This window comes from Fortiea sp. LEGE XX443 (genome assembly GCF_015206815.1).
Taxonomy (GTDB): Bacteria; Cyanobacteriota; Cyanobacteriia; order Cyanobacteriales; family Nostocaceae; genus Nostoc_B.
The window spans coordinates 141,463-161,134 of record NZ_JADEXZ010000001.1 but is presented as its reverse complement, the minus strand read 5'-3'; the positions used below and the strand labels follow the sequence as shown (position 1 = coordinate 161,134).

15 protein-coding genes and 3 tRNA genes are annotated in these 19,672 nt (G+C 39.4%); 10 read left to right on the top strand and 8 right to left on the bottom strand.

The window, feature by feature from the left end; translation table 11 throughout:
- Positions 1-387 precede the first annotated feature (387 nt).
- Positions 388-2,685 carry a glycoside hydrolase family 65 protein gene (locus tag IQ259_RS00760; protein WP_193879364.1) on the top strand — a complete coding sequence of 766 codons (2,298 nt, stop codon included), beginning with the start codon at positions 388-390 and terminating at the stop codon, positions 2,683-2,685.
- Positions 2,686-2,820: 135 nt separating this feature from the next.
- Here the strand turns inward: IQ259_RS00760 and IQ259_RS00755 are convergent, their stop codons facing one another.
- From IQ259_RS00755 to IQ259_RS00745, 3 genes are all read right to left on the bottom strand, one after another.
- Entirely contained in the window at positions 2,821-3,951 is a 1,131-nt protein-coding gene (locus tag IQ259_RS00755; RefSeq protein ID WP_193879556.1) for a mechanosensitive ion channel family protein, read from the bottom strand.
- Positions 3,952-3,956: 5 nt separating this feature from the next.
- Positions 3,957-5,054: a mechanosensitive ion channel family protein gene (locus tag IQ259_RS00750; protein ID WP_193879361.1), complete on the bottom strand. Its 1,098-nt coding sequence runs from the start codon at positions 5,052-5,054 to the stop codon at positions 3,957-3,959.
- 1,099 nt (positions 5,055-6,153) lie between these two features.
- A tRNA-Arg gene (locus tag IQ259_RS00745) sits at positions 6,154-6,226 on the bottom strand.
- Between the two features lie 130 nt (positions 6,227-6,356).
- Between IQ259_RS00745 and IQ259_RS27480 the strand changes: the two genes are divergently transcribed.
- The 6 genes from IQ259_RS27480 to IQ259_RS00720 all read left to right on the top strand — a co-directional run bounded on the left by IQ259_RS27480 (position 6,357) and on the right by IQ259_RS00720 (position 10,360).
- A complete protein-coding gene (locus IQ259_RS27480) occupies positions 6,357-6,482 on the top strand; it encodes a hypothetical protein (RefSeq protein ID WP_255525216.1) in 126 nt (41 codons plus the stop codon).
- An 81-nt stretch (positions 6,483-6,563) separates the two neighbouring features.
- Positions 6,564-7,223 carry an Npun_F0813 family protein gene (locus IQ259_RS00740; RefSeq protein ID WP_193879358.1) on the top strand — a complete coding sequence of 220 codons (660 nt, stop codon included), beginning with the start codon at positions 6,564-6,566 and terminating at the stop codon, positions 7,221-7,223.
- Between the two features lie 170 nt (positions 7,224-7,393).
- Positions 7,394-8,245 carry a hypothetical protein gene (locus IQ259_RS00735; RefSeq protein ID WP_193879355.1) on the top strand — a complete coding sequence of 284 codons (852 nt, stop codon included), beginning with the start codon at positions 7,394-7,396 and terminating at the stop codon, positions 8,243-8,245.
- Between the two features lie 14 nt (positions 8,246-8,259).
- Complete coding sequence (locus IQ259_RS00730; RefSeq protein WP_193879352.1) at positions 8,260-9,255, top strand: transposase; 996 nt, start codon at positions 8,260-8,262, stop codon at positions 9,253-9,255.
- An 891-nt stretch (positions 9,256-10,146) separates the two neighbouring features.
- A tRNA-Tyr gene (locus tag IQ259_RS00725) sits at positions 10,147-10,229 on the top strand.
- A 59-nt stretch (positions 10,230-10,288) separates the two neighbouring features.
- Positions 10,289-10,360 (top strand) — tRNA-Thr (locus IQ259_RS00720).
- A 598-nt stretch (positions 10,361-10,958) separates the two neighbouring features.
- Here IQ259_RS00720 and IQ259_RS00715 read toward each other — a convergent pair.
- Positions 10,959-11,561, bottom strand: a complete 603-nt coding sequence (locus IQ259_RS00715) for a pyridoxamine 5'-phosphate oxidase family protein (RefSeq protein WP_193879349.1) — start codon at positions 11,559-11,561, stop codon at positions 10,959-10,961.
- 96 nt (positions 11,562-11,657) lie between these two features.
- Between IQ259_RS00715 and tmk the strand changes: the two genes are divergently transcribed.
- Both tmk and holB read left to right on the top strand, forming a co-directional pair.
- The gene (gene tmk, locus IQ259_RS00710; protein WP_193879346.1) at positions 11,658-12,293 is read left to right on the top strand and encodes a dTMP kinase; all 636 of its coding nucleotides are present in this window, start codon (positions 11,658-11,660) and stop codon (positions 12,291-12,293) included.
- A 4-nt stretch (positions 12,294-12,297) separates the two neighbouring features.
- Positions 12,298-13,266, top strand: coding sequence for a DNA polymerase III subunit delta' (holB, locus tag IQ259_RS00705; protein WP_193879343.1), 969 nt, complete (start codon positions 12,298-12,300; stop codon positions 13,264-13,266).
- A 477-nt stretch (positions 13,267-13,743) separates the two neighbouring features.
- Here holB and hpf read toward each other — a convergent pair whose 3' ends face one another.
- Entirely contained in the window at positions 13,744-14,394 is a 651-nt protein-coding gene (gene hpf / locus IQ259_RS00700) for a ribosome hibernation-promoting factor, HPF/YfiA family (protein ID WP_193879340.1), read from the bottom strand.
- A gap of 607 nt (positions 14,395-15,001) precedes the next feature.
- On the opposite strand from hpf, the gene lipB reads away from it, so the two are divergent.
- Entirely contained in the window at positions 15,002-15,673 is a 672-nt protein-coding gene (lipB, locus tag IQ259_RS00695) for a lipoyl(octanoyl) transferase LipB (protein WP_193879337.1), read from the top strand.
- Positions 15,674-15,968: 295 nt separating this feature from the next.
- Here lipB and IQ259_RS00690 read toward each other — a convergent pair whose 3' ends face one another.
- The 3 genes from IQ259_RS00690 to IQ259_RS00680 form a co-directional block, all read right to left on the bottom strand.
- Complete coding sequence (locus IQ259_RS00690) at positions 15,969-17,165, bottom strand: site-2 protease family protein (protein WP_193879334.1); 1,197 nt, start codon at positions 17,163-17,165, stop codon at positions 15,969-15,971.
- 418 nt (positions 17,166-17,583) lie between these two features.
- The gene (locus tag IQ259_RS00685; protein WP_193879330.1) at positions 17,584-18,333 is read right to left on the bottom strand and encodes a HEPN domain-containing protein; all 750 of its coding nucleotides are present in this window, start codon (positions 18,331-18,333) and stop codon (positions 17,584-17,586) included.
- The gene (locus IQ259_RS00680) at positions 18,317-19,378 is read right to left on the bottom strand and encodes a ParA family protein (protein WP_193879327.1); all 1,062 of its coding nucleotides are present in this window, start codon (positions 19,376-19,378) and stop codon (positions 18,317-18,319) included. The genes IQ259_RS00685 and IQ259_RS00680 overlap by 17 nt, the downstream gene beginning before the upstream one ends.
- Positions 19,379-19,672: the final 294 nt, after the last annotated feature.

Genomic DNA, 19,672 nt, shown 5'->3' with positions numbered 1-19,672 from the left:
TCAGATTGTTGACTTCTTTGAAAAATGAAAAATCTTGTTGTTCACAAATGATTCAAGACTGTTATGGATGTGATAATAGGCAATTAATTACTTACGAATACTTATTAATTAAATTAGTTTTGCAAAACAATTTTCTTTTACAATTTAAATAAATAAATGTATCAATTGGCATAGTCTCTTAATCTTTTAGTAGAAATCTGAGCTATTAATAAAATCTAGCTAGAGAGGGATGAAATAAAAAACGTTTTTATAAAAGAACGTCAAGATTTGCTGGTGAAACTAAATTCAAGCATCGGTATTGAAGGTAAGTAGCCAAGTAATTTTAACTTCTAGAAATGGATTTCATCCTATTGACAACTACCACCGGAATTGTAGGTTTAATTACTCATGCTTGACGACAAATCTCTTGGCAACTCAATATACACTCAGCAACTGCTTGACGCTAACGACTGGAATGTTATTGAAACAAAGTTTCATCCAAAACAGCTACACCACAAAGAAACAGTTTTTACCACCAGTAATGGCTATTTAGGAACGCGAGGAAGCTTTGAGGAAGGATATCCGCAAGATAACGCAGCAACGCTCATTAATGGTGTTTATGATGATGTAAACATTGCTTATACAGAACTGGTAAACTGCCCTAACTGGTTGCCTTTGGTGGTGACAGTGGCAGGCGATCGCTTTAGTATGGACTCTGGAGAGATTCTCAAATATGAACGTCGGCTAGATTTGCGTTTGGGTTTACTTAGTCGTGATGTGCGTTGGCGCAGTCCTAAAGGCCATACCCTAGATTTACATTTTGAGCGTTTTGCAGGTTTAGCAGATCAACATGTTTTAGCAATTCGTTGTCAAATCACATCTATAGATTTTGAAGGTGAAATTACAGTCGAAGCAGGATTTGATGCGGAACCCACAACCGAAGGCGTTCCCCATTGGCAAATTTTACACCAAGGTGGCTTAGATCAAATTATTTGGCAGCAAAGCAAAACTCTGCACTCAGGCATTGGCTTGGGGATGGCTGCTAAGTTGGTTGTAGATGGTGATGATAATGCACCTATTTTTGTAGAAAATGGTTCTGATTCACCAGTTTTAACAACCACTCTAGAATGTTTCCCACAACAAACGGTGACTGTAGAAAAGATAGTCACGGTATTTACTTCCAGAGAGTGTAACCTACCGATCGCCTCAGCTTTATACAGACTAGCCGATGAACCGAGATATACTACCCTACTAGCAGCACACATTGCAGCCTGGGAGCAAATTTGGGAAGATAGTGACATTATTATTGAAGGCGATCGCCAAGCTCAGTTAACTGTCCGCTATAATCTTTTTCAACTCCTGGCTGTCGCACCCCACAACGATAACCGAATAAGCATTCCACCCAAAACTCTCTCCGGTTTTGCCTATCGTGGTCACATCTTCTGGGATACGGAAATTTTTATCCTACCTTTCCTCACATTCACTCAACCAGCCGTAGCCCGTAACCTACTCACCTACCGCTACCACACCTTACCAGGCGCAAGACGTAAAGCCCAAGAAGCTGGCTACCAAGGTGCAATGTTCGCGTGGGAAAGCGCCACAACTGGGGATGAAGTTACTCCTCGTTGGGTTCCTGGTGCTAACGGCGAGTTGATTCGTATTTGGTGCGGTGATATTGAAGTACATATTACTGCTGATGTCGCCTATGCAGTTCTGCACTATTGGCAAACCACCGACGATGATGAATGGATGCGTGACTACGGCGCAGAAATTATTCTCGATACAGCAGTTTTCTGGGAAAGTCGAGTGCAGTGGAACGAAGAACGCCACAGCTACGATATTTTAGATGTCATCGGCCCTGATGAAAATCACGATCGCGTTGATAATAATGCCTTTACTAACCTCATGGTACAGTGGCATTTACAGTCTGCTTTGGCGCTATGGGACTGGTTCAAGCAAGCCTATCCCGAAAAATCTGCCCAATTAGTGCAACAACTAAACTTAACTACAGAACGTCTGCACCACTGGGCAGAAATTCAAGAACGCATATTTGTTAATCAAAATACAGCAACAGGTTTAATTGAGCAATTTGAAGGCTTTTTTCAGCTAGAAGATGTTAATCTTGCTGACTATGAACCTCGTACCAAATCTCTACAAGGTCTGTTAGGAATTGAAGCCACTAGCCAAAAACAGATTCTCAAGCAGCCGGATGTGTTAATGCTGCTGTATTTGCTGCGTCAGCGCTATGACCATAATACCTTGGCTAGTAACTGGGAATATTACAATCAACGCACCGACCACACCTATGGTTCTTCCCTAGGCCCAGCAATTCACGCCATTTTAGCCTGTGACTTGAATCAACCAAGTGAAGCCTACACTCACTTTTTACGCGCGGCGTTAGTAGATTTAGAAGATGTGCGACGCAATGCAGCAGAAGGCATTCACGCCGCCAGTGCTGGAGGAGTTTGGCAGTCTGTAGTCTATGGATTTGGTGGTGTGCGGATGACACAATTTGGCCCTGTGGCTTGTCCCAATCTACCGCCTAGCTGGACACGCCTCAAGTTTCGCTTGCAATGGCGCAATGAGTCCTATGATTTCGACTTATGCCAAGAAACCACAATGGTTGTAGGTACACCAGAAGCAGCTGTCCCCGCTTGGGAAAATACTATTAATGGTGTCTTAATTGAGGCTTCTGAGTTGCATTAATTAATGCAGAATACCACCGCATATTTATTATGTACGGTTAAATGAGGAGCGCAAATTACAATAGGTTTGAGAAGACATAAAACCACAGAGAAATACAGATAAATCGTCTGTGTTTCTCTATAATTTTAACCCTAATTAAATAGTTACAGGCGATTCTACATAAATCGTTGGATCTTGTAGCTTGAATTCAATACCATGATTCATCAACTTTCTAGAGATTTTTTCGTTTGCCAACTCCAATAGACGTTTACGCAATTGTAGAGAATTTTCACTAGAACCTAAAATAAAGAATGTTACTCTTGTACGACTGGACTTCTCCTCATCTTTATGATTTAAAAAAGTAATACTAGTACTACCTGGGTCAATTCCAAATAGGGAATTAGTACTCTCAACAATTACCTGCTGCACTAAAGCTTGTTCTCGTTCTTGCAAAATGTCTAAAAAATCGAGGTAAAGTAAAACCATCACTTTTTTACCACGAGTAATATTCTCAATTTCTAAGTTTGCCAATATTGAATTAGGGATAATAAATAAGGTACTCTTAGCCGCAGTACGAATTTTGGTTGATCTGATACCAATTGACTCTATTCTGCCAAACAAACCTTCGGGAATTTGTCCAGATTTCTGTAAACGAATATATTCCCCAGGAACAAAGGGTCTATCCAAATACAACACAATAGTTCCGAGTAACTGTTCTAAGGTTTTTTGGGCTGCAAAAGCCACAGCTAAACCCCCAATTCCTAACCCAGTTAATAAACCAACTAAATTAAATTGTTGACTTTGAGCAAAAGCTAAAACAGCAATAAATCCAATAATGACATTTGCTAAAGTTTCAAATACTAACAGTAATTCGTCTACTTCACGACCAAATTTTCTTACTAGTTCAATACCATAAGCACGAATAAACTGTTGAAATAGGCGAGAAGATAACCAAGCAAGACTAATAATTACAGCTAAATCTACAATGGGAGATAAAAAAATATAGATGGATTGGTAATCTTGAATCCATACTAAAGATAAAGAAATTAAAATTAAACTACCAGCAATTCTAAATAAGTTTCTTAAAGGATCTATGAGATTATTATAAATACTGGCTACTTGTTGCGGTGCAAATTTTTGCGTAATAATTCTCACAAATGTTGGGGTATATCTTCCAGCTAATAAAGATAGAAAGATAAAACAGAGAAATACACCAAATCTTGATAAGGCTAATATTGTACTTTCACGCTGAAAAAAGTTCAGAATAAATTGTGAAATATTGATCATCATCTTTAAATTGTAATCGGCGAGTCAACATAAATTGTTGGTTCTTCTATATCAAAAGCGATACCATATTCTTTTAAACACTGAGTCATAGTTTGAGTTGCTAAATCTAAAAGCTGACGGCGCAATTCCATTGAAACATCGCCAGAACCCAAAATAAAGAAAGCTACTTGCGCTTGAGTTTTTTCTGACTCTATCGCATGATTAAGACTCTTAAAAGTTACTTCTGTATTTCGTGAATCAATACCAAAAATGTCATTAGTACTATCAAGAATTACCTGACGAATTAAGGCGCGTTCTTCACTGATAATAGCTCGATAGAATGTCAAATAAAGTATAGACATGACTTTCTTTGCACCAGTGAAATTCTCAATATTCAATTGAGTCAAAGCGCTATTCGGAACTATCATCACAGTACCTTTACCAGAAGTTCTAATACGTGTGGATCTCAATCCTATAGATTCAACTCTGCCAAAAGTACCGTCAGGTAGTCCGATATAATCATCAATCACAAATGGACGATCAAGATAGAGAACAATACCACCTAAAATTTGTTCTAATGTTTTTTGAGCGGCAAAGGCTACTGCTAAACCACCAATTCCTAAACTTGTTAATAATCCTAATATATTAATTTGATGAGTTTGAGCATAAATCAGAATTGCTAACAAAATAATGATGAGATTAGCTATCCATCTGAAAAGAATTAGTAACTCACTACTAATTTTTTGCTTACTTTGAAATGCAGCATTTAATAAATAAAAATTAAAGAAATTTTTAAATAGTTGTGCTGCTAAAAAACCACCTGCGATCGCTAAACTTAAACTAATAAGAATTTCTAATGAGTTTGTCCAATAATTCTTTGGAAGCGCCACGGAAATAAGCTCACCAATGGTAATTATAACCACAACAATTAATAAGCTTTTGTTTGGTTTAACTAGCTTTTGATATACATCATCAATTTGAATAAAATTTCTAGGCTCTAATACTAATTTTATTAATGAAACTATTAACCGACTAATAAAAAATATAAAAGCTCCAAACACCAGACCTAATAAGCCAATTTGTATCTCTTTATCTGTCAGAATTTCTGGCAAAAAAACAAGCATGTTTCAATTAATTAAGTTACCAATAACTCAACTCACACCAAGATTTGGCGCTGATTAAGCCTAAAATATGCGCCTACAACTATCAACTAGTTTACTATTGTAGTGGCACAAGGCCTAAAATTAATTAGACCTTGCTCAACACTAAATTGCCTGTTGTCGTCATCTTTTTATTCATTTGTGTGTTGATAAAATGCTAACCACAAGTAGATACTCGATAGATAGGCTACTGCTAAACTACAGACAATTAGGATAAACTGAAAGTCATTCATAATATTTAGTTTCTAGGTAAATGTGCGCCAGAAGCCTACAAATTGAAATTTGTAAACTTTGAAATAAGCATCCAAATAGTGGAATGCAGATAAAATGGCTTAAAATTCAAAAGCTTGAATCAAGCACAAGGAATTAGGTCATTAATATTGAGAAAATGACCAGAAAGATGCAGCAATCTCTCCTCAACTCTGTTGAGGTATACGGCTAAACGGTAGTGATGAATTACACTTGCCTTATTTTTGACTAGTTTTTCACCTAAGCTTGACTTGTGCTGCCAACCCTAAACTACTGTAAAAATCAGCAGAAATGACTAGGTTGGTAGCGTTTGCGAGCCTATGATATTCAGGCGGTTGTTGCTACAGATTTTATTTGCTCTTATTCTATAATAGAACAGGGAATAATAACTGATTATTTTTTATTAAAAAAATATTTTTATCTAGGATATGTTAATTAGTTGCTAGAGTCTAACAGGACTAGCAATCCAATTTAAAAGAAAGTAATTCTTGAGACAATAATGTTTATCGTAGATTTTTTGCCGCAATAACCTCTATTTTGTCCTAAATTGATATTAATAAGCCATGAGATTAAGGTTATTAATGTTACTTACTAAGTTTTATTTATATATTATTTATTTTTATAAAGATATATTTGAATTGTAAATTAACCGTACTTTAATCTAAATTAAATTCAGCAATCTTACTCTAGCTTAGTGTCTCAAATTGGGGAAAGTATGCCCAGGGTACAAAAAAAGAAATTTTATAAATCACCTTAAACGAGCTAACTTCTAGACTTAACTTGACTGTAGTTAATATTTTTTGTTTATTTACAACGAGCGCGGCAGGGTTCGAACCTGCGACCGATTGCTTAGAAGGCAATTGCTCTATCCACTGAGCTACGCGCCCAAGTCAATATTGTGGCTCTGACAGGAGTCACCTGTATAATTATATCGTTATCGTTATCAAGAAGCAATCAAAAATTGCAGATTTGCTATGGGCAAGGCTAAGATGCTAGTCGAATAAAGCAAATCTGCCATTGATTAGCTATATTGGGTGGTCAAGGCGTGGTTATTTGCCTGTTGGTGTAGATATTCTTTGGATAGCTTACACTAGGGTGGCTCAAGAGCGATCGCACAGCCTACCCCAATCACATGCTAAGTAATCGCACTCTTGGCGATGTTATCAAATGGGATTATAGATCGCATATCCACAAAGCCCCTGTGAGGAGTTATTTGCTAGTGCCATGTTTATTCTCAAACGGCAGGATGTTGAAATATCAAGCATTCAGCACCCAAAAAGGGATCAGCAAGTGCCGATCCTCCATTATCAGGGGCAAACCTTTCGGCTGATTAGTTTATTTAAAGCTAATCAAGAAGAAGAAGCCCGCGCCTTGTGGAGAGATTTGACCGATAATCGCGGCAAAGCTTGTGTGTTGCTAGAAGAACCAGAGCGTTTTAGCGTCTGGGGAAAAATTCGCTTAGAGCAGCTAGATAGTGATACTGGTGGTCATGGTAAGACAATAATCCTTATCCAAGGGAGTATTTTGCTTCTGCAAGCTGTTCATCTGGATGTTGAAGAGTTTTTAGGCTCTCGGCAAGCAACATTATTTGAAAAAGATATTGGGGAAGTTTTGCGACAGCAGAAGTTTCCCGAAATATCTTCCCCTGAGTCAGTTAAAAACTTAGTGAAAATAGATCCTCTAGAAGGAACTAAACTTCCGGCTTGGCAAGAAAATCATGTGACTACTTTCTTGCAAGAACTTTACAAGCTAGGGAAAATTTATTTTGGTAATGCCAATTTTGCCAATAAAGTGACAGATAGGTTACAGGATATGTCAGAAGGCGAGCGATCGCTATTTATGTCTTGGCTAAATCAATCTTCACTGAGTAAACTGTGGCAATAGCATGAACAAGGATGAATTATATAGACACCCTTTGGGTGGCTTCCCGAAGGGTAGGATGAAGTCTGAAACCCTTTATCTCACTCAATCCTTCACATTTCAGACTACCCTGCGGGAACCCCAGGGGCGAACATATTTCAGACTTCTAGCGTGCATATACATAGTCAATTATTATGAGTAGCTCTTACCACAATTCTCTGCATTCTAAATCTATCTTCACAAATCAGAACATTATCCTAGCCAGTATTGGCTGGGGTGTGATGGCGCTATTATATTTTTTGTTATTTAGTGCTAAAATCCCAGAAGCCAACGGTGTAGAAAGTCGTGCTGAATGGTATGTAATTGGCACAAATATTTTTGAAGCGTTAGCTTACTTGGGTGCTGGTATTTTATGCTTAAGGAATTGGCGTAGCCCCCAAATCGTCAGTAGCCGAAATGTTTGGTTGGCAATTGCCATTGGTATGCTTTCTTATTTCCTAGGAGGGATATTTTTTGGCTATACAGAAATAGTGTTAAATGAAGAACCAGATGTTTCGATTGGTGATGTATTTTTTGTACTGGCTTATATTTCCCTTGGCGTAGGCATGATTTTAGCTGTAGCTTCGAGACGGATTAATTTAGAAAAATGGCAATGGCTGATTGTATCAGCAATAGGAGTGTTTGGCAGTTTGGTGGCATGGTGGATTTCGATGCAACAAACAACGCCAACAGAACTACTAGCTGCGATTTTGAATTGGTTTTATGTAGTTAGCGATGTAGTGCTACTGATTATTGCTACTATATTGCTTTTAGCTTTTTGGGGAGGGCGAGTTGCTCAATCTTGGCGAATGATTGCGGCGGCCGCGTTTTCGCTCTACATTGCAGATATGTGGTTTAAATTTGCTCAAGGGCCTAGTTACCAAAGTGGAGACATATTAGAAGTGTTTTGGGTATTTAGTGGAGTGCTATTTGGCATGGGCGCAGTCCTCGAACATGACGCATCATTGAGTCGAACTCGCCGGGAGCGTGGACGTAAACGAGCTTAGATTTGGTGTCTACCGTGAGAAAACTAACAGATTCAGATAAACAAGAAATTCTTAAGTTATATCGAGAGACTGCTGAAACGACCTCGACTTTAGCAGAGCGCTATGACGTGAGTAACTCAACAATTAGTCGTCTGCTCAAAAGTACCTTACCAGAGGATGAGTACGAATACTTAGTTTCTTTGAAACGAGCGGCTAGGACTCCTGAAGGTAGAGCGCAGGTAAACTACGAGCAGTTGCCTTTGTTGATTAATAAAGAGCCTGATATAGAACCTCCTCCGAGCGAGAGCAAGCCTTTAGAGTTGCCCAAGCTTAAGTCCCAGGAGACAATTATCGAGGCAGAACCGGAACCAGAAGAAGATACGGAAGAATCAAATTCCGCTATTAGACGGGTGCGGCGGCGTTCCTCGTCGACAGAAAAACCAAAGCCACGAGTAATTAAAAAATTAGACATTCCCAAAGAACAACCGCCGGAAATTGTCAGCGTTCCTAGTCCAATATTGAACGAGGAACATCCAAAAGTTACCGTCTTCGCAGGAATGCTAGACGAAGAATTATTGGATGAATCCGAGGATTTAGATGATTTAGAGGATGACTTAGATGATGAAGATTTAGAAGATGATGATTATGAAGAAGATGATGATTATTTAGAGGAGGCAAGACCTTTAGTTACAAGACGTAGGTTAGGTGAAGCAGCAGTTCAAGTTTTACCTTTGTCGGCAGCCCATTTGCCGAAAACTTGTTATTTGGTAATTGACCGCGCCGCAGAGCTAATTACCCGCCCACTCAAGGATTTTGGTGATTTGGGGCAAATACCCACCATTGAAACCCAGCAAAGAACTCTGCCGATATTTGATAACCACCGGGTGGCGAAGCGTTTTTCAACTAAACGCGATCGCGTTATTAAAGTTCCTGATAGTAGAATGCTGCATAAGGCTCGTACTCATTTACAAGCTAAAGGCATCACCCGACTGTTAATTGATGGTCAAGTCTACTCTCTGTCGATGGTCTAACAAAAGAGGAATAGGGAATAGGGAATATAAAAATTTCTACACTATTGCCTGTTACCTGTTCCCTTTTAATATTAACTAATGACCTTTGACCCCGCATAAGGATTAAAAATGTAGAGATTCTTTAATAAATAGAAATTTTAGCGAAGATCAGAATGTTCTGGCTAGGATTATATTGATTAATTTCGGATAAATAAGTTGATAAATTGAGAAAATCAATCTATTTTTAAATAAATTAAATTAACTTACTGGTGGATTGCCTAATTATTTGAATAAAAAGTGAAGTTCAACCAGAAAATTTAGACTTGAGAACAATCTTCTGGGTTTGACTTTTAAATACTTTTTTACTTCAGTGGGATACAAACATTGTAAAAATTAGTATTTTTACAATCAAACGCAATAGCCGCCGCGATACTTTCAAAATGCGCCTATGCGAGACGCTGCGCGTAGACTTCGGCGTGAGTTCAGTCGAACGCTTGCTTCCCCGCAGGGGTATGCGTACTTTGCGGTTCATTATTTCATCCCTAAATTCAGCAATGCTGAATTTCGCTGTGGCAGTACATCTTAACTGGTGTGGACACTGGCAGAGTCCCAACTAACTAACTGACCAAGGAATTGCTCGACTACTGTGACTCTCTCAAAGCTAACGTTACTGAGCAAGGTGAGAAACTGCTAGGCGGTAAACACATTCAAGGTAAGTTAATGAGTAAAGTCACAAACTTGCTGTTTGCTGAACTGTGTAAAATGACATCAACCTGATGTTTAACCCTTCATGATCATGAAGGGTCTTAAAATCTCAGAAACTTTCAGTTACCCTGAACTTACTAAAAATTCTTCTAACTCCCCTTGTAATTTCTAGAATAGGCTGCTAAGATTGGAAATCGTGGGACATATGGGTCGGTGTCCGAGTGGTTAATGGAGACGGACTGTAAATCCGTTGGTTTACGCCTACGCTGGTTCAAATCCAGCCCGGCCCACCTTCAATTTTAGATTTTGAACTTGAGTAAATCAAAAATCTAAAATTCGTAAAAAGCTCGCCCGTGTGGCTCAGTGGTAGAGCACACCCTTGGTAAGGGTGAGGTCACGAGTTCAATCCTCGTCACGGGCTTTTTGAACTTGAATCTGTACAACCTTAGAACTCATTAGATTGTCCTAAATCTGTCTTAAGTTTAGGACAGTTTCCAGTAACTTGACTAGCGCATATCGCAAGATTTAACTTTGTAGATGGCGATCGCTACAGGCACACCTCCGATAAACCTGAAGAAATGCTAATAGTGCTTAGACGCGTAAGGGCTAAAAGTGTATAGGTTATGGGTAGCCTGCACTTCTCTTTCAGAAGCTCTTAGGCATCCCCTGATCTGCACTACCACTGATGAAAGTCTATCGGCTCCTTCTCCTTAGCTACTCTTTGGGCATTATATTCGTCTTCTAAAGGTAATATTGGCGTTGCTGAATTTAGGGATGAAATAATGAACCGCAAAGTACGCAAAGTACGCATTCTCTACGAGAGGCTTCCGCCAACGCGCAGCGTCTCGTAGAGAAGAAGAGGTTTTGAGAGATAAATATCAGAAAATCATCCCGCATTTATGCAACACCGTAATATTTTATTGCATGAAATATTTTTGTCTTAAAACCAACAAAGTCAACAGCCTAGTTTGAGGGTGAACAGAAAGCGCGAAGAGCTAAACGCAAATATGATTAGTCTTTTACTGAATCCGATCGCTTAACATTTGTTCTAACTCGGCAATTCGAGCTTGTAAAGGAGTCATCATCGCTGCAACTTCAGTCTCAGAATAGCGGATGGGAATGTGCTGGGGACAATTCTCACTCACGGCTTCGACATGAAACAGAATAGCTCGTTCAATTTCGGCTGGGTAATCAGGGATACGGAGTTGTTTAATCAACGCGGAATCTCCTTCAACATATTCGGCTCTTCCCCAGATTTTAATGCGTTGGCGGTGGCGATAATCCATTAAGAACAGAAATGCTTTCCCTTCTCCTGATAAGTTACCCACTGTGATGTACTGCACATTCCCTGAAAAGTCTGCAAAACCCAAGGTTTTTTCATTCAGTACTTTAAGAAAACCAGTCGCTCCGCCGCGAAACTGGATATAAGGATAGCCATTAGAACTGACTGTTCCCAAATAAAATCCATCAAGATGAGCAATAAATTCGGCAATTTGTGGGGTAATTGAATCATTAGCAGGGCCATTAGCAATATAGCGTTCGTAGGTTTGGCGCGAACCCCGTTGTAACTGCGCGGCTTGAACTTCGGGCGTAAAAGCAATTTCTCCAAATTTGCGTGGCATAATGCGCTCCTAGAGAGATAAACGAACGTGTGTCAGTCTTGTTAACATATACTGTCATAATTGTTGTGCAGATGGGTGAAACAAAATTAGACAAGCATGAGTGGCAAATTAATAGTATTTGAAGGAGTAGAAGGTTGCGGCAAAACAACACAAATGCAGGTATGTTGTCAGTGGTTGAAAAGTTTGGGTATTTCGGTGGTTGTGACTCGTGAACCAGGCGGAACAGAGTTAGGTTTGCATTTGCGGCGTTTATTGCTAGAGAAGTCTGAAGATAAACCAGTTGCTGATGTCACTGAACTTTTATTATACGCAGCAGACCGCGCCCAGCACGTTGAACAAGAACTCAAGCCCAATTTAGCCGCAGGAAAATATATACTATGCGATCGCTACACTGATTCTACAATTGCTTATCAAGGTTATGGTCGGGGTTTGAATATGAGTTTAATTGAACAACTCAACTACATTGCTACAGCTGGCTTAACAAGTGACTTGACTATTTGGTTAGATGTCGATGTTGAGGTAGGACTAAGCCGTAAACAAGGAGATAAAATAGGTTTAGACCGCATTGAACAAGAAACTATCGCCTTTCATCGCCGCGTTCAGCAAGGATATAACCAGTTAGCAGCAGCGCACCCATCCCGGATTATGCGGGTAGATGGCAGTTTGAGTAAAGAGACTGTACATAATGTAATTAAAGAAATTTTAGGCGACCGCTTGCCAATTTGGAGTTAGTCAATTGACTAGTAATTTATTTGCACAACTTGTTGGACAACAACAAGCCATAGAATTACTAACTCAGGCCGTTCACCAAAATCGAGTTGCACCAGCCTATTTGTTTGTCGGGCCAGATGGTATAGGACGGAGTTTAGCAGCCCGGTGTTTTGTAGAATTGTTATTCTCTAGCGTTGTGGAGACGCATTTATTTGCATCTGTGCAGAATCGAGTACGTCAAGGGAACCATCCAGATTTGTTGTGGGTACAGCCAACATATCAATATCAAGGGCAAAGGTTAACAGTAGCCGAAGCTGCCGAGAAAAAACTGAAGCGCAAAGCACCGCCTTTAATTCGGCTAGAGCAAATTCGGGAAATTACACAATTTCTCAGCCGTCCCCCTTTAGAAGCACCCAGAAGTGTAGTGGTGCTAGAAGAAGCCCAAACAATGGCAGAACCAGCAGCAAATGCCCTATTAAAAACTTTAGAAGAACCTGGACAAGCAACAATAATTTTAATTGCACCTTCGCCTGAATCAGTTCTGCCAACTTTGGTGTCGCGCTGTCAACGTATTCCTTTTTATTGCTTAGATACAGCATCCTTAACTCAAGTGTTGATGCAAACCAATAATCAGGAAATTTTGCAGCATCCGGCTGTGTTGAGCATAGCAGCTGGCAGTCCGGGAAGCGCGATCGCCGCTTACGAACAATTACAAACTATTCCCCCTGAGTTACTCATAAACTTAACCACAGCATCAAAATCTTATCGCCATGCTTTGGAATTAGCCAAGAAAATAGATCAAGATTTAGATACAGAAGCACAACTTTGGTTAGTTGATTATCTACAACATTCCTATTGGCAACAGTGGCATCAACCCGGAATTATTAATCAGTTAGAACAGGCGCGTAAATCTCTATTAGTTTACGCTCAACCACGCTTAGTTTGGGAATGTACTTTATTATCTGTGCATCAACAATGCAATATGCAAAACTAGTACTTTGTCAAGTTTAAATCGTGGGATAAATCAATTTTTGATTAGAGGCAGGGGGCAGGGAGCAGGGAGAAGAGGGGACTGTAGGTACAAACCGAACTTCGTTCAGGCTCCCTTGCTCCCTTTCACCTTTGGTTAAAACCCCATCTCTTGTAGGTGGCTTTTCTCCCCTGCTAAGAGTTCCCTTCCCTCCTGCTTTTTTATTTTCTTCTTTTTCCCTTTCTTGTAGCTTCTTTGCGCGTCTATGCGCCCTTTGCGGTTCGTTCTTTTATCCTACAAAACTAATTTGACAGACTACTAGAAACATTTTACAACAATTACCCAATGCAAAATTCACAACTGTAACCAAATCGAGAAATTAAAAAATTTATAACGACTGCGGCTGAATTAGGAAGCCTACACTGTACCTTTCGCGTTAGTGTCTCGTAAGAGAAGATCAGTGTAGGTAGTTCACTAATTCACGTATTGACCGACTACTATTTATTTAGCTGAGTGTGATTTCTCCTGCATAATGACATTGTTTTGAGCCACCTTACCGTTTTTGCCGTTGGTATTACCGTTATTATTACGGGGTTGAATTACGCCGTAACCGCCGTGGTTGCGTTCGTAAATAACGTTAATTTCTCCCGTTTCTGCATTGCGGAACATATAAAAGTCGTGTCCCACTAGCTGGAGTTGTTCTAAAGCCTCATCAAGAGTCATCGGTGGCATGGAAAAATATTTAGTGCGGACGACTTCGCTGGGTAGTTCGGGAGTGCGATCGCCAATTAAATCTGGTACAACTGGTTCTGGTACAACTACTTCGTTTGTAGGTTGAGCATGAGTTTTCTTATCTTGCCGTCGTTCTTTATATTTGCGTAATTGACGGGCAATTTTATCTGCAACTAAATCAATACTGGCGTATAAGTTTTCGCTGCTTTCCTCGGCACGGATGACACTACCATTTGCATAGATAGTGACTTCAGCTGCTTGTTTGGGATTAATTCGGGGATTGCGAGCTACGCTCAGGTGGACATCCACTTCATTTGTCAGGTTTTGAAAGTGACTAACTGCTTTTTCTATCTTCTGATGCACGTAATCCCTAATTGCTTCGGTGATTTCAATATTTTTGCCGTGGATGACAAGCTTCATGTAAACTCTCCCGCTCTATATTTGATGTGTGATGTGAGTTTGTTTTGCGTAAAAGGAAGTTGCGGTAAGGTCTATCACTGCTGCCAAAACAAGTTTTGTTGTAGGTTGATGCACTGCTGAATTTGCTCTAAATTTGTTGCTTTCAATTTTCCCGCGTTCCCTTGATTTATATCATCAGTGGATGTTTGCGCTTGTATCCTCTTGTTGGTCAACAATTGGATTGAGCCGCAGAATGATTAAGTATCTCACTTTGAGCAACTGCTATCTTAACTATCTTGTACATGCAGGCAACTTCTATGTATTTTCATAGGTTTGCTTGCTTTTAGTTGATAACACAACTCTTTGTCCAAGTTTTATCCAGTTAAAGATGCAAACAATATTATGAGAGTCATCAGCCAGTTCATTCTTTCTTGTTGTTTTGGCGTGATGCTTATTGCAGAGAATTCCTCCTAAGACCGTTGCGGTTATATATTCAAACTAGCACTTTGTATTTTATATAGCAGGTTCCCTTGACGTTCCTTTAAAATCCTTTGCATAGCTTGACAATTGTTGACTCTAACTGCCTAAGTTGCAATATATTTCCTGATTTTTCCAGTTGATTTTTGACATGATCCGTAGTATTAGACCATCACTTAACCGTTGTTTGCTTTATAACCAGGGATTGATGCCTTACATAGACGCACATGTATGGCAGCGATCGCTTTTGGCAGAACGTATTCAAGACCCCAGTCTCGATGATGTATTAATCTTGCTAGAACATCCCCCTGTCTACACTTTAGGACAAGGAGCCACCCCAGAATTTCTCAAGTTTGACCTTGATAATAGTAATTTTGATGTCCATAGAGTTGAACGCGGTGGTGAAGTGACTTACCATTGTCCTGGTCAACTGGTGGGGTATCCAATTTTAAATCTGCAACGTTATCGCAAAGACTTGCATTGGTACTTGCGCCAACTCGAAGAAGTAATCATTCGAGTGTTAGCAGTTTATGGTTTGGCAGGCGATCGCCTGACTGGCTTCACTGGTGTATGGTTAGAAAATCGTAAAGTTGCGGCGATCGGGATTAAAGTCAGCCGTTGGATTACGATGCACGGTTTTGCTTTAAATGTTTGTCCCGATATGACAGGCTTTCAACATATTGTCCCTTGTGGTATTGCCGATAAACCAGTAGCCAGTTTAGCTGAATGGATTCCGGGTATCACCTGTGAGGAGGTGCGCTCCCATATTGTCCAATCTTTTGCAGATGTGTTTGGTGTTGATCTCGTGGATTCTACTCATTAGAGCTAAAGCACATAATTCTATGTAGTTGTTGGTTCAAACAAAGTTGCTGGAGGTATGATTACAGAAGTGCTTCGCTTACAAAATGAGGATTAATAAAAAATCTTTTAAATTCTTATTTCTTTGCTTCTTTCTTTGCGAGACGCTGCACAAATGTGGTTTATTTCAAATAATAGTCTGATGCTAAAGATTATTAATCAAAAATCCAAAATTGGTATAACCGCCAACACTCACAAATCAACACAAATAATCTTCCCTAACTATCTGCGTTAATCCGTGTACATCGGCGGTTAAAAATTTAATTAACAGTAGACTTCGCAATTACCCCCAACTGTAATCCTGGTGGATAACTACCTTCTTCTTTGATCCGCTTAATTTCCACATCGGTGAACTGGATATTTAACTTTTGTGCGACTGCACTGACGATATCACCCCGGTCAATTACACCAGCCACCGCACCAGCAGGAGAAAGCACGGTGATGCGTGGTAACTGTTCATTTTCTAGCTTGTTGATAACTTCAGCCATAGAAGTTGATTCAGTAACTGTGGGTATTTCTGTGAGAGGATGGACGATACTTTGGAGAGTGCGGGTTTCCCATTCGCTTCTTTCTACCAAGCGCAAATCATCAATGGCAACCATACCCCGATAACGTCCATCAGAAGCTGCGAAATAAACTTGTGGCGCAGCTGAATCTAATAAATATGAGTCAGCAAAGGCGCGTAAAGTCTGATCAGCATCAACTACTCGATAGTCACGAGTCAGAGCATCACTAGCTACCATCTTCAACAAAGTTTCTTGTAATGTAGTCACGCGGTCGTAAGTGTTGGCGTTACGCAGTCCAAACCAACCTAACAGCGCAATCCATAAACCAAGTGCTAATTCTCTGGTGAAGAAATCTACAGCAAACCCTAAAGCGATCGCAGCATAACCCAAAATTTGCCCTGATTTTGCTGCCCAGTGTACAGCTTGAAAGCGATCGCCTGTAACTTTCCACAATGCTGCTTTTAATACCTGACCGCCATCTAACGGTAAGCCAGGAATTAAGTTAAATAACGCGACAACCAAGTTAATTCGCGCTAAGTCTCCCACCATCATACTGACGGGACTAGTATCAGGTATGACAATTGCTACAAGACTTAGGAGGAAAAATAACCCAACGCTTACCAATGGCCCGGCGATGGCTACTTGAAAGGCTTTACCCGGAGTTTTGGATTCTTCTTCAATTGCAGCAATACCGCCAAACAAAAATAAAGTAATAGAGTTAACTTTAATGCCTTGCGATCGCGCTGCTAAACTGTGACCTAATTCGTGTAATAATACTGAACCAAATAGCAAAAGCGCCATAATTAACCCAGCACTCCAAGCTATAGCAGACCCCCATTCTTGGTAGGCTACACCAAAATTCAAGGTTGCTAGTCCTAAAATTACGAACCACAAAGGGTCTAAAAACAACGGGATTCCGAATAAAGTCCCAATTTTCCAATTTGTTTGCATTACATTGTCCTAAAACTTAGATATCTTCAGCAGTTCACTCTAGTAACCATCAAGAAATTTCACAACTCCTCAAGGTTTGAAAATTCTTCCGCAAAAATCTTAATTAATCATATAGATATCTTACATAAATAATGGAGGTATCAAAAAATACTGTTAAAAATCAATATGAACTACGATAGGCAACAATAACTATTTTACAAAAAATAGGCGATCGCTTCCCTAACTTAATCATTCAACACCCGTTCTTTCTTCTGCCAATTCCATAAGCTCAAACTGTACTTTGTTACATAAATTTGTAGTTTACGGTAGAGTAAAGCGTAGACGCAAAGCAGTAAGCCAGCATTGCAAAGAAAAATTTCCAATCGCAACATTATATGATGAAGCTTAATTTTCTCACGTTAAGTATGGCAAGTGATAACTATAAAATTTGATGAATACTTTCAACGACTTGCTCTATAAAATCAACTGCATCTCCAAGCATTGATTCGTCGATATACCAGCGATTACCTATGTTAAGAGTAGGATCTATATCTGCTTCATGAGCAATTTTGTTTCTGCGATCCACAATTAGAGTAAGTTGTTGCTTAATATCTTTAGGAGGTTTACTCATTTTACTAGCAACCTCATCCCACAATTTTTTATCCGAAATATGCCTAATTGCATCAGCTATTTTATCAGGTTGCTGGAAGCTTTGATAGCTTAGACGTTCTCGAATCTCATCTTCTAACCATGAAGTATTATTTAATTTGTTCAAAATACTATTTGATATAGCTGGAATTAAACCAGAAATAGTATGAGACTGCTGTAAAAAGTTAGCTCCATAAATCTGCTGTATATCACTCTCTATCCAAGAGGCGATATCTATGGCTATTCTTCTATCTTCACGGGCGTTTCCCAAGGAAACTTGAAAACGGGAAAAGGCTGATTGAGTAGTATTAGCTGAAGATACTGGTTCAGTACGTTGTCCTCGATGAATTTCCAGCATACCCAATGTGACAACCTCATGGATATAATAATCCAAGGCACTAACAGTTAAAACTAGGGCAGCTCGTAAAATGTCTGAAAGATCCAGAACAGCAGTAGCTTGAACCTTAACTGAATTATGAAGAGCAATCAGATCCCGAACACGCTGGATACTAATACGAAATTGGTCAAGCGCTGACTGCATAACTGGATGATAGTGCAACAATTTTATCTGCTAAGTCAGAAAAAGTTCCTCTAAAATCATCTTGTTTCTTTTGATTAGCTCCTAAGACTACACCTTGTTGATCTAACTGTTCAGGTGTTAGCGCATAAACAGGTGTACTGTGTTCCTGTGATAGAGCGATTAAGCTGTTAAAATTAGAAATTTTTGTCATGGTAAAACTACCATTCATACCCTGCTCGGTATAGACTTGTTTTGGTAATAACAGATTGTTTTGCTCTAGAACTGGTACTAGTTTATGAGTAACTGTTTTCTCTATTTTTTCTATCCATGTTTGAAATGCCGCTGTTTCTTTACCCCTAATAATTCTATAGTTTTGAACTATCGTTCCTAAAAATTTTAAGGCAAATTCTGGAAATGGATAAGCAGCTTCCTTTAATATAGGGTTTGCACTTGCCATCCTTGCCCAACCACACCACTTTGATAAAATTCTAGACAGAGAATCAATTGCCATCACAGAAAAGAAATCAGCCGTTGTAGGCACTAAGAAAAAGTCACTTGTCATTAATAAGTTCTGATTGATTGCTCCTAAACTTGGACTCATATCAATCAGAATATAGTCAGCATTAAATTTATTAGCAGTTTTTTCTAAAAGATCAGAAATAGCACCTGGCAAGTTTTTGAGTGTCTGAATTGAGCCACTGAGTTCCTGCGCGATGCCTAATGTTACTTCGTATTCAGCAAAACCTACATGACCAGGTAATAAAAATAAACCTTCTTGTCCTTCTATCGGAATACAATCTACAGCTTCAATAGCCCGTGGCTGTGACTCAAAAGCAGGAGCCAAGCCAGTTTTGATATTTGAATGTGTGTTGTAAATGTTTTCTATTCTTGCTTCATCATCTTCAGTTTCTTCTTTTAGAGCTATTCCTGTTAAATTACATTGAGGGTCAGTATCTACAAGGATAACTGTCTTGCCCTTGGAAGCAAGCATCCAACCTAAGTTAAAAGTCGTTGTGGTTTTACTGACACCACCTTTGTGATTAAACAAGGCAATCTTGTGAACCATCTTATTTTGCTTTTGAACCTTCTGAAATCTTTTGAGTACAGGTATCATTTTAAAACCTGTATGACTTAAATATAGCTTCTGAAAAGCTTACAGAATAGTAAGTTATTTAACGTCTCCTGAACCCAACTCTTGTACACCTTCTGCTTCCAACTCAATAAGCTCAAAGTTTACTCTGTTATATAAATTCTGCAATGAAATCTCAAAGGATACGATAGCAAGTGTGATCGCTTCCCTACCGTACCCTTATCCTTCTGTACTAGCACTTCATGTTCTTCATCGTATTTCCACAGATTT

What these genes read in the sequence shown, in the direction of transcription:
- IQ259_RS00760 (WP_193879364.1), top strand. Translation starts at nt 388, where the DNA reads ATGCTTGACGACAAATCTCTTGGCAACTCAATATACACTCAGCAACTG.
- IQ259_RS00755 (WP_193879556.1), bottom strand. Translation starts at nt 3,951, where the DNA reads ATGATCAATATTTCACAATTTATTCTGAACTTTTTTCAGCGTGAAAGT.
- IQ259_RS00750 (WP_193879361.1), bottom strand. Translation starts at nt 5,054, where the DNA reads ATGCTTGTTTTTTTGCCAGAAATTCTGACAGATAAAGAGATACAAATT.
- IQ259_RS00740 (WP_193879358.1), top strand. Translation starts at nt 6,564, where the DNA reads ATGTTTATTCTCAAACGGCAGGATGTTGAAATATCAAGCATTCAGCAC.
- IQ259_RS00735 (WP_193879355.1), top strand. Translation starts at nt 7,394, where the DNA reads ATGAGTAGCTCTTACCACAATTCTCTGCATTCTAAATCTATCTTCACA.
- IQ259_RS00715 (WP_193879349.1), bottom strand. Translation starts at nt 11,561, where the DNA reads ATGCCACGCAAATTTGGAGAAATTGCTTTTACGCCCGAAGTTCAAGCC.
- tmk (WP_193879346.1), top strand. Translation starts at nt 11,658, where the DNA reads ATGAGTGGCAAATTAATAGTATTTGAAGGAGTAGAAGGTTGCGGCAAA.
- hpf (WP_193879340.1), bottom strand. Translation starts at nt 14,394, where the DNA reads ATGAAGCTTGTCATCCACGGCAAAAATATTGAAATCACCGAAGCAATT.
- lipB (WP_193879337.1), top strand. Translation starts at nt 15,002, where the DNA reads ATGATCCGTAGTATTAGACCATCACTTAACCGTTGTTTGCTTTATAAC.
- IQ259_RS00690 (WP_193879334.1), bottom strand. Translation starts at nt 17,165, where the DNA reads ATGCAAACAAATTGGAAAATTGGGACTTTATTCGGAATCCCGTTGTTT.
- IQ259_RS00685 (WP_193879330.1), bottom strand. Translation starts at nt 18,333, where the DNA reads ATGCAGTCAGCGCTTGACCAATTTCGTATTAGTATCCAGCGTGTTCGG.
- IQ259_RS00680 (WP_193879327.1), bottom strand. Translation starts at nt 19,378, where the DNA reads ATGGTTCACAAGATTGCCTTGTTTAATCACAAAGGTGGTGTCAGTAAA.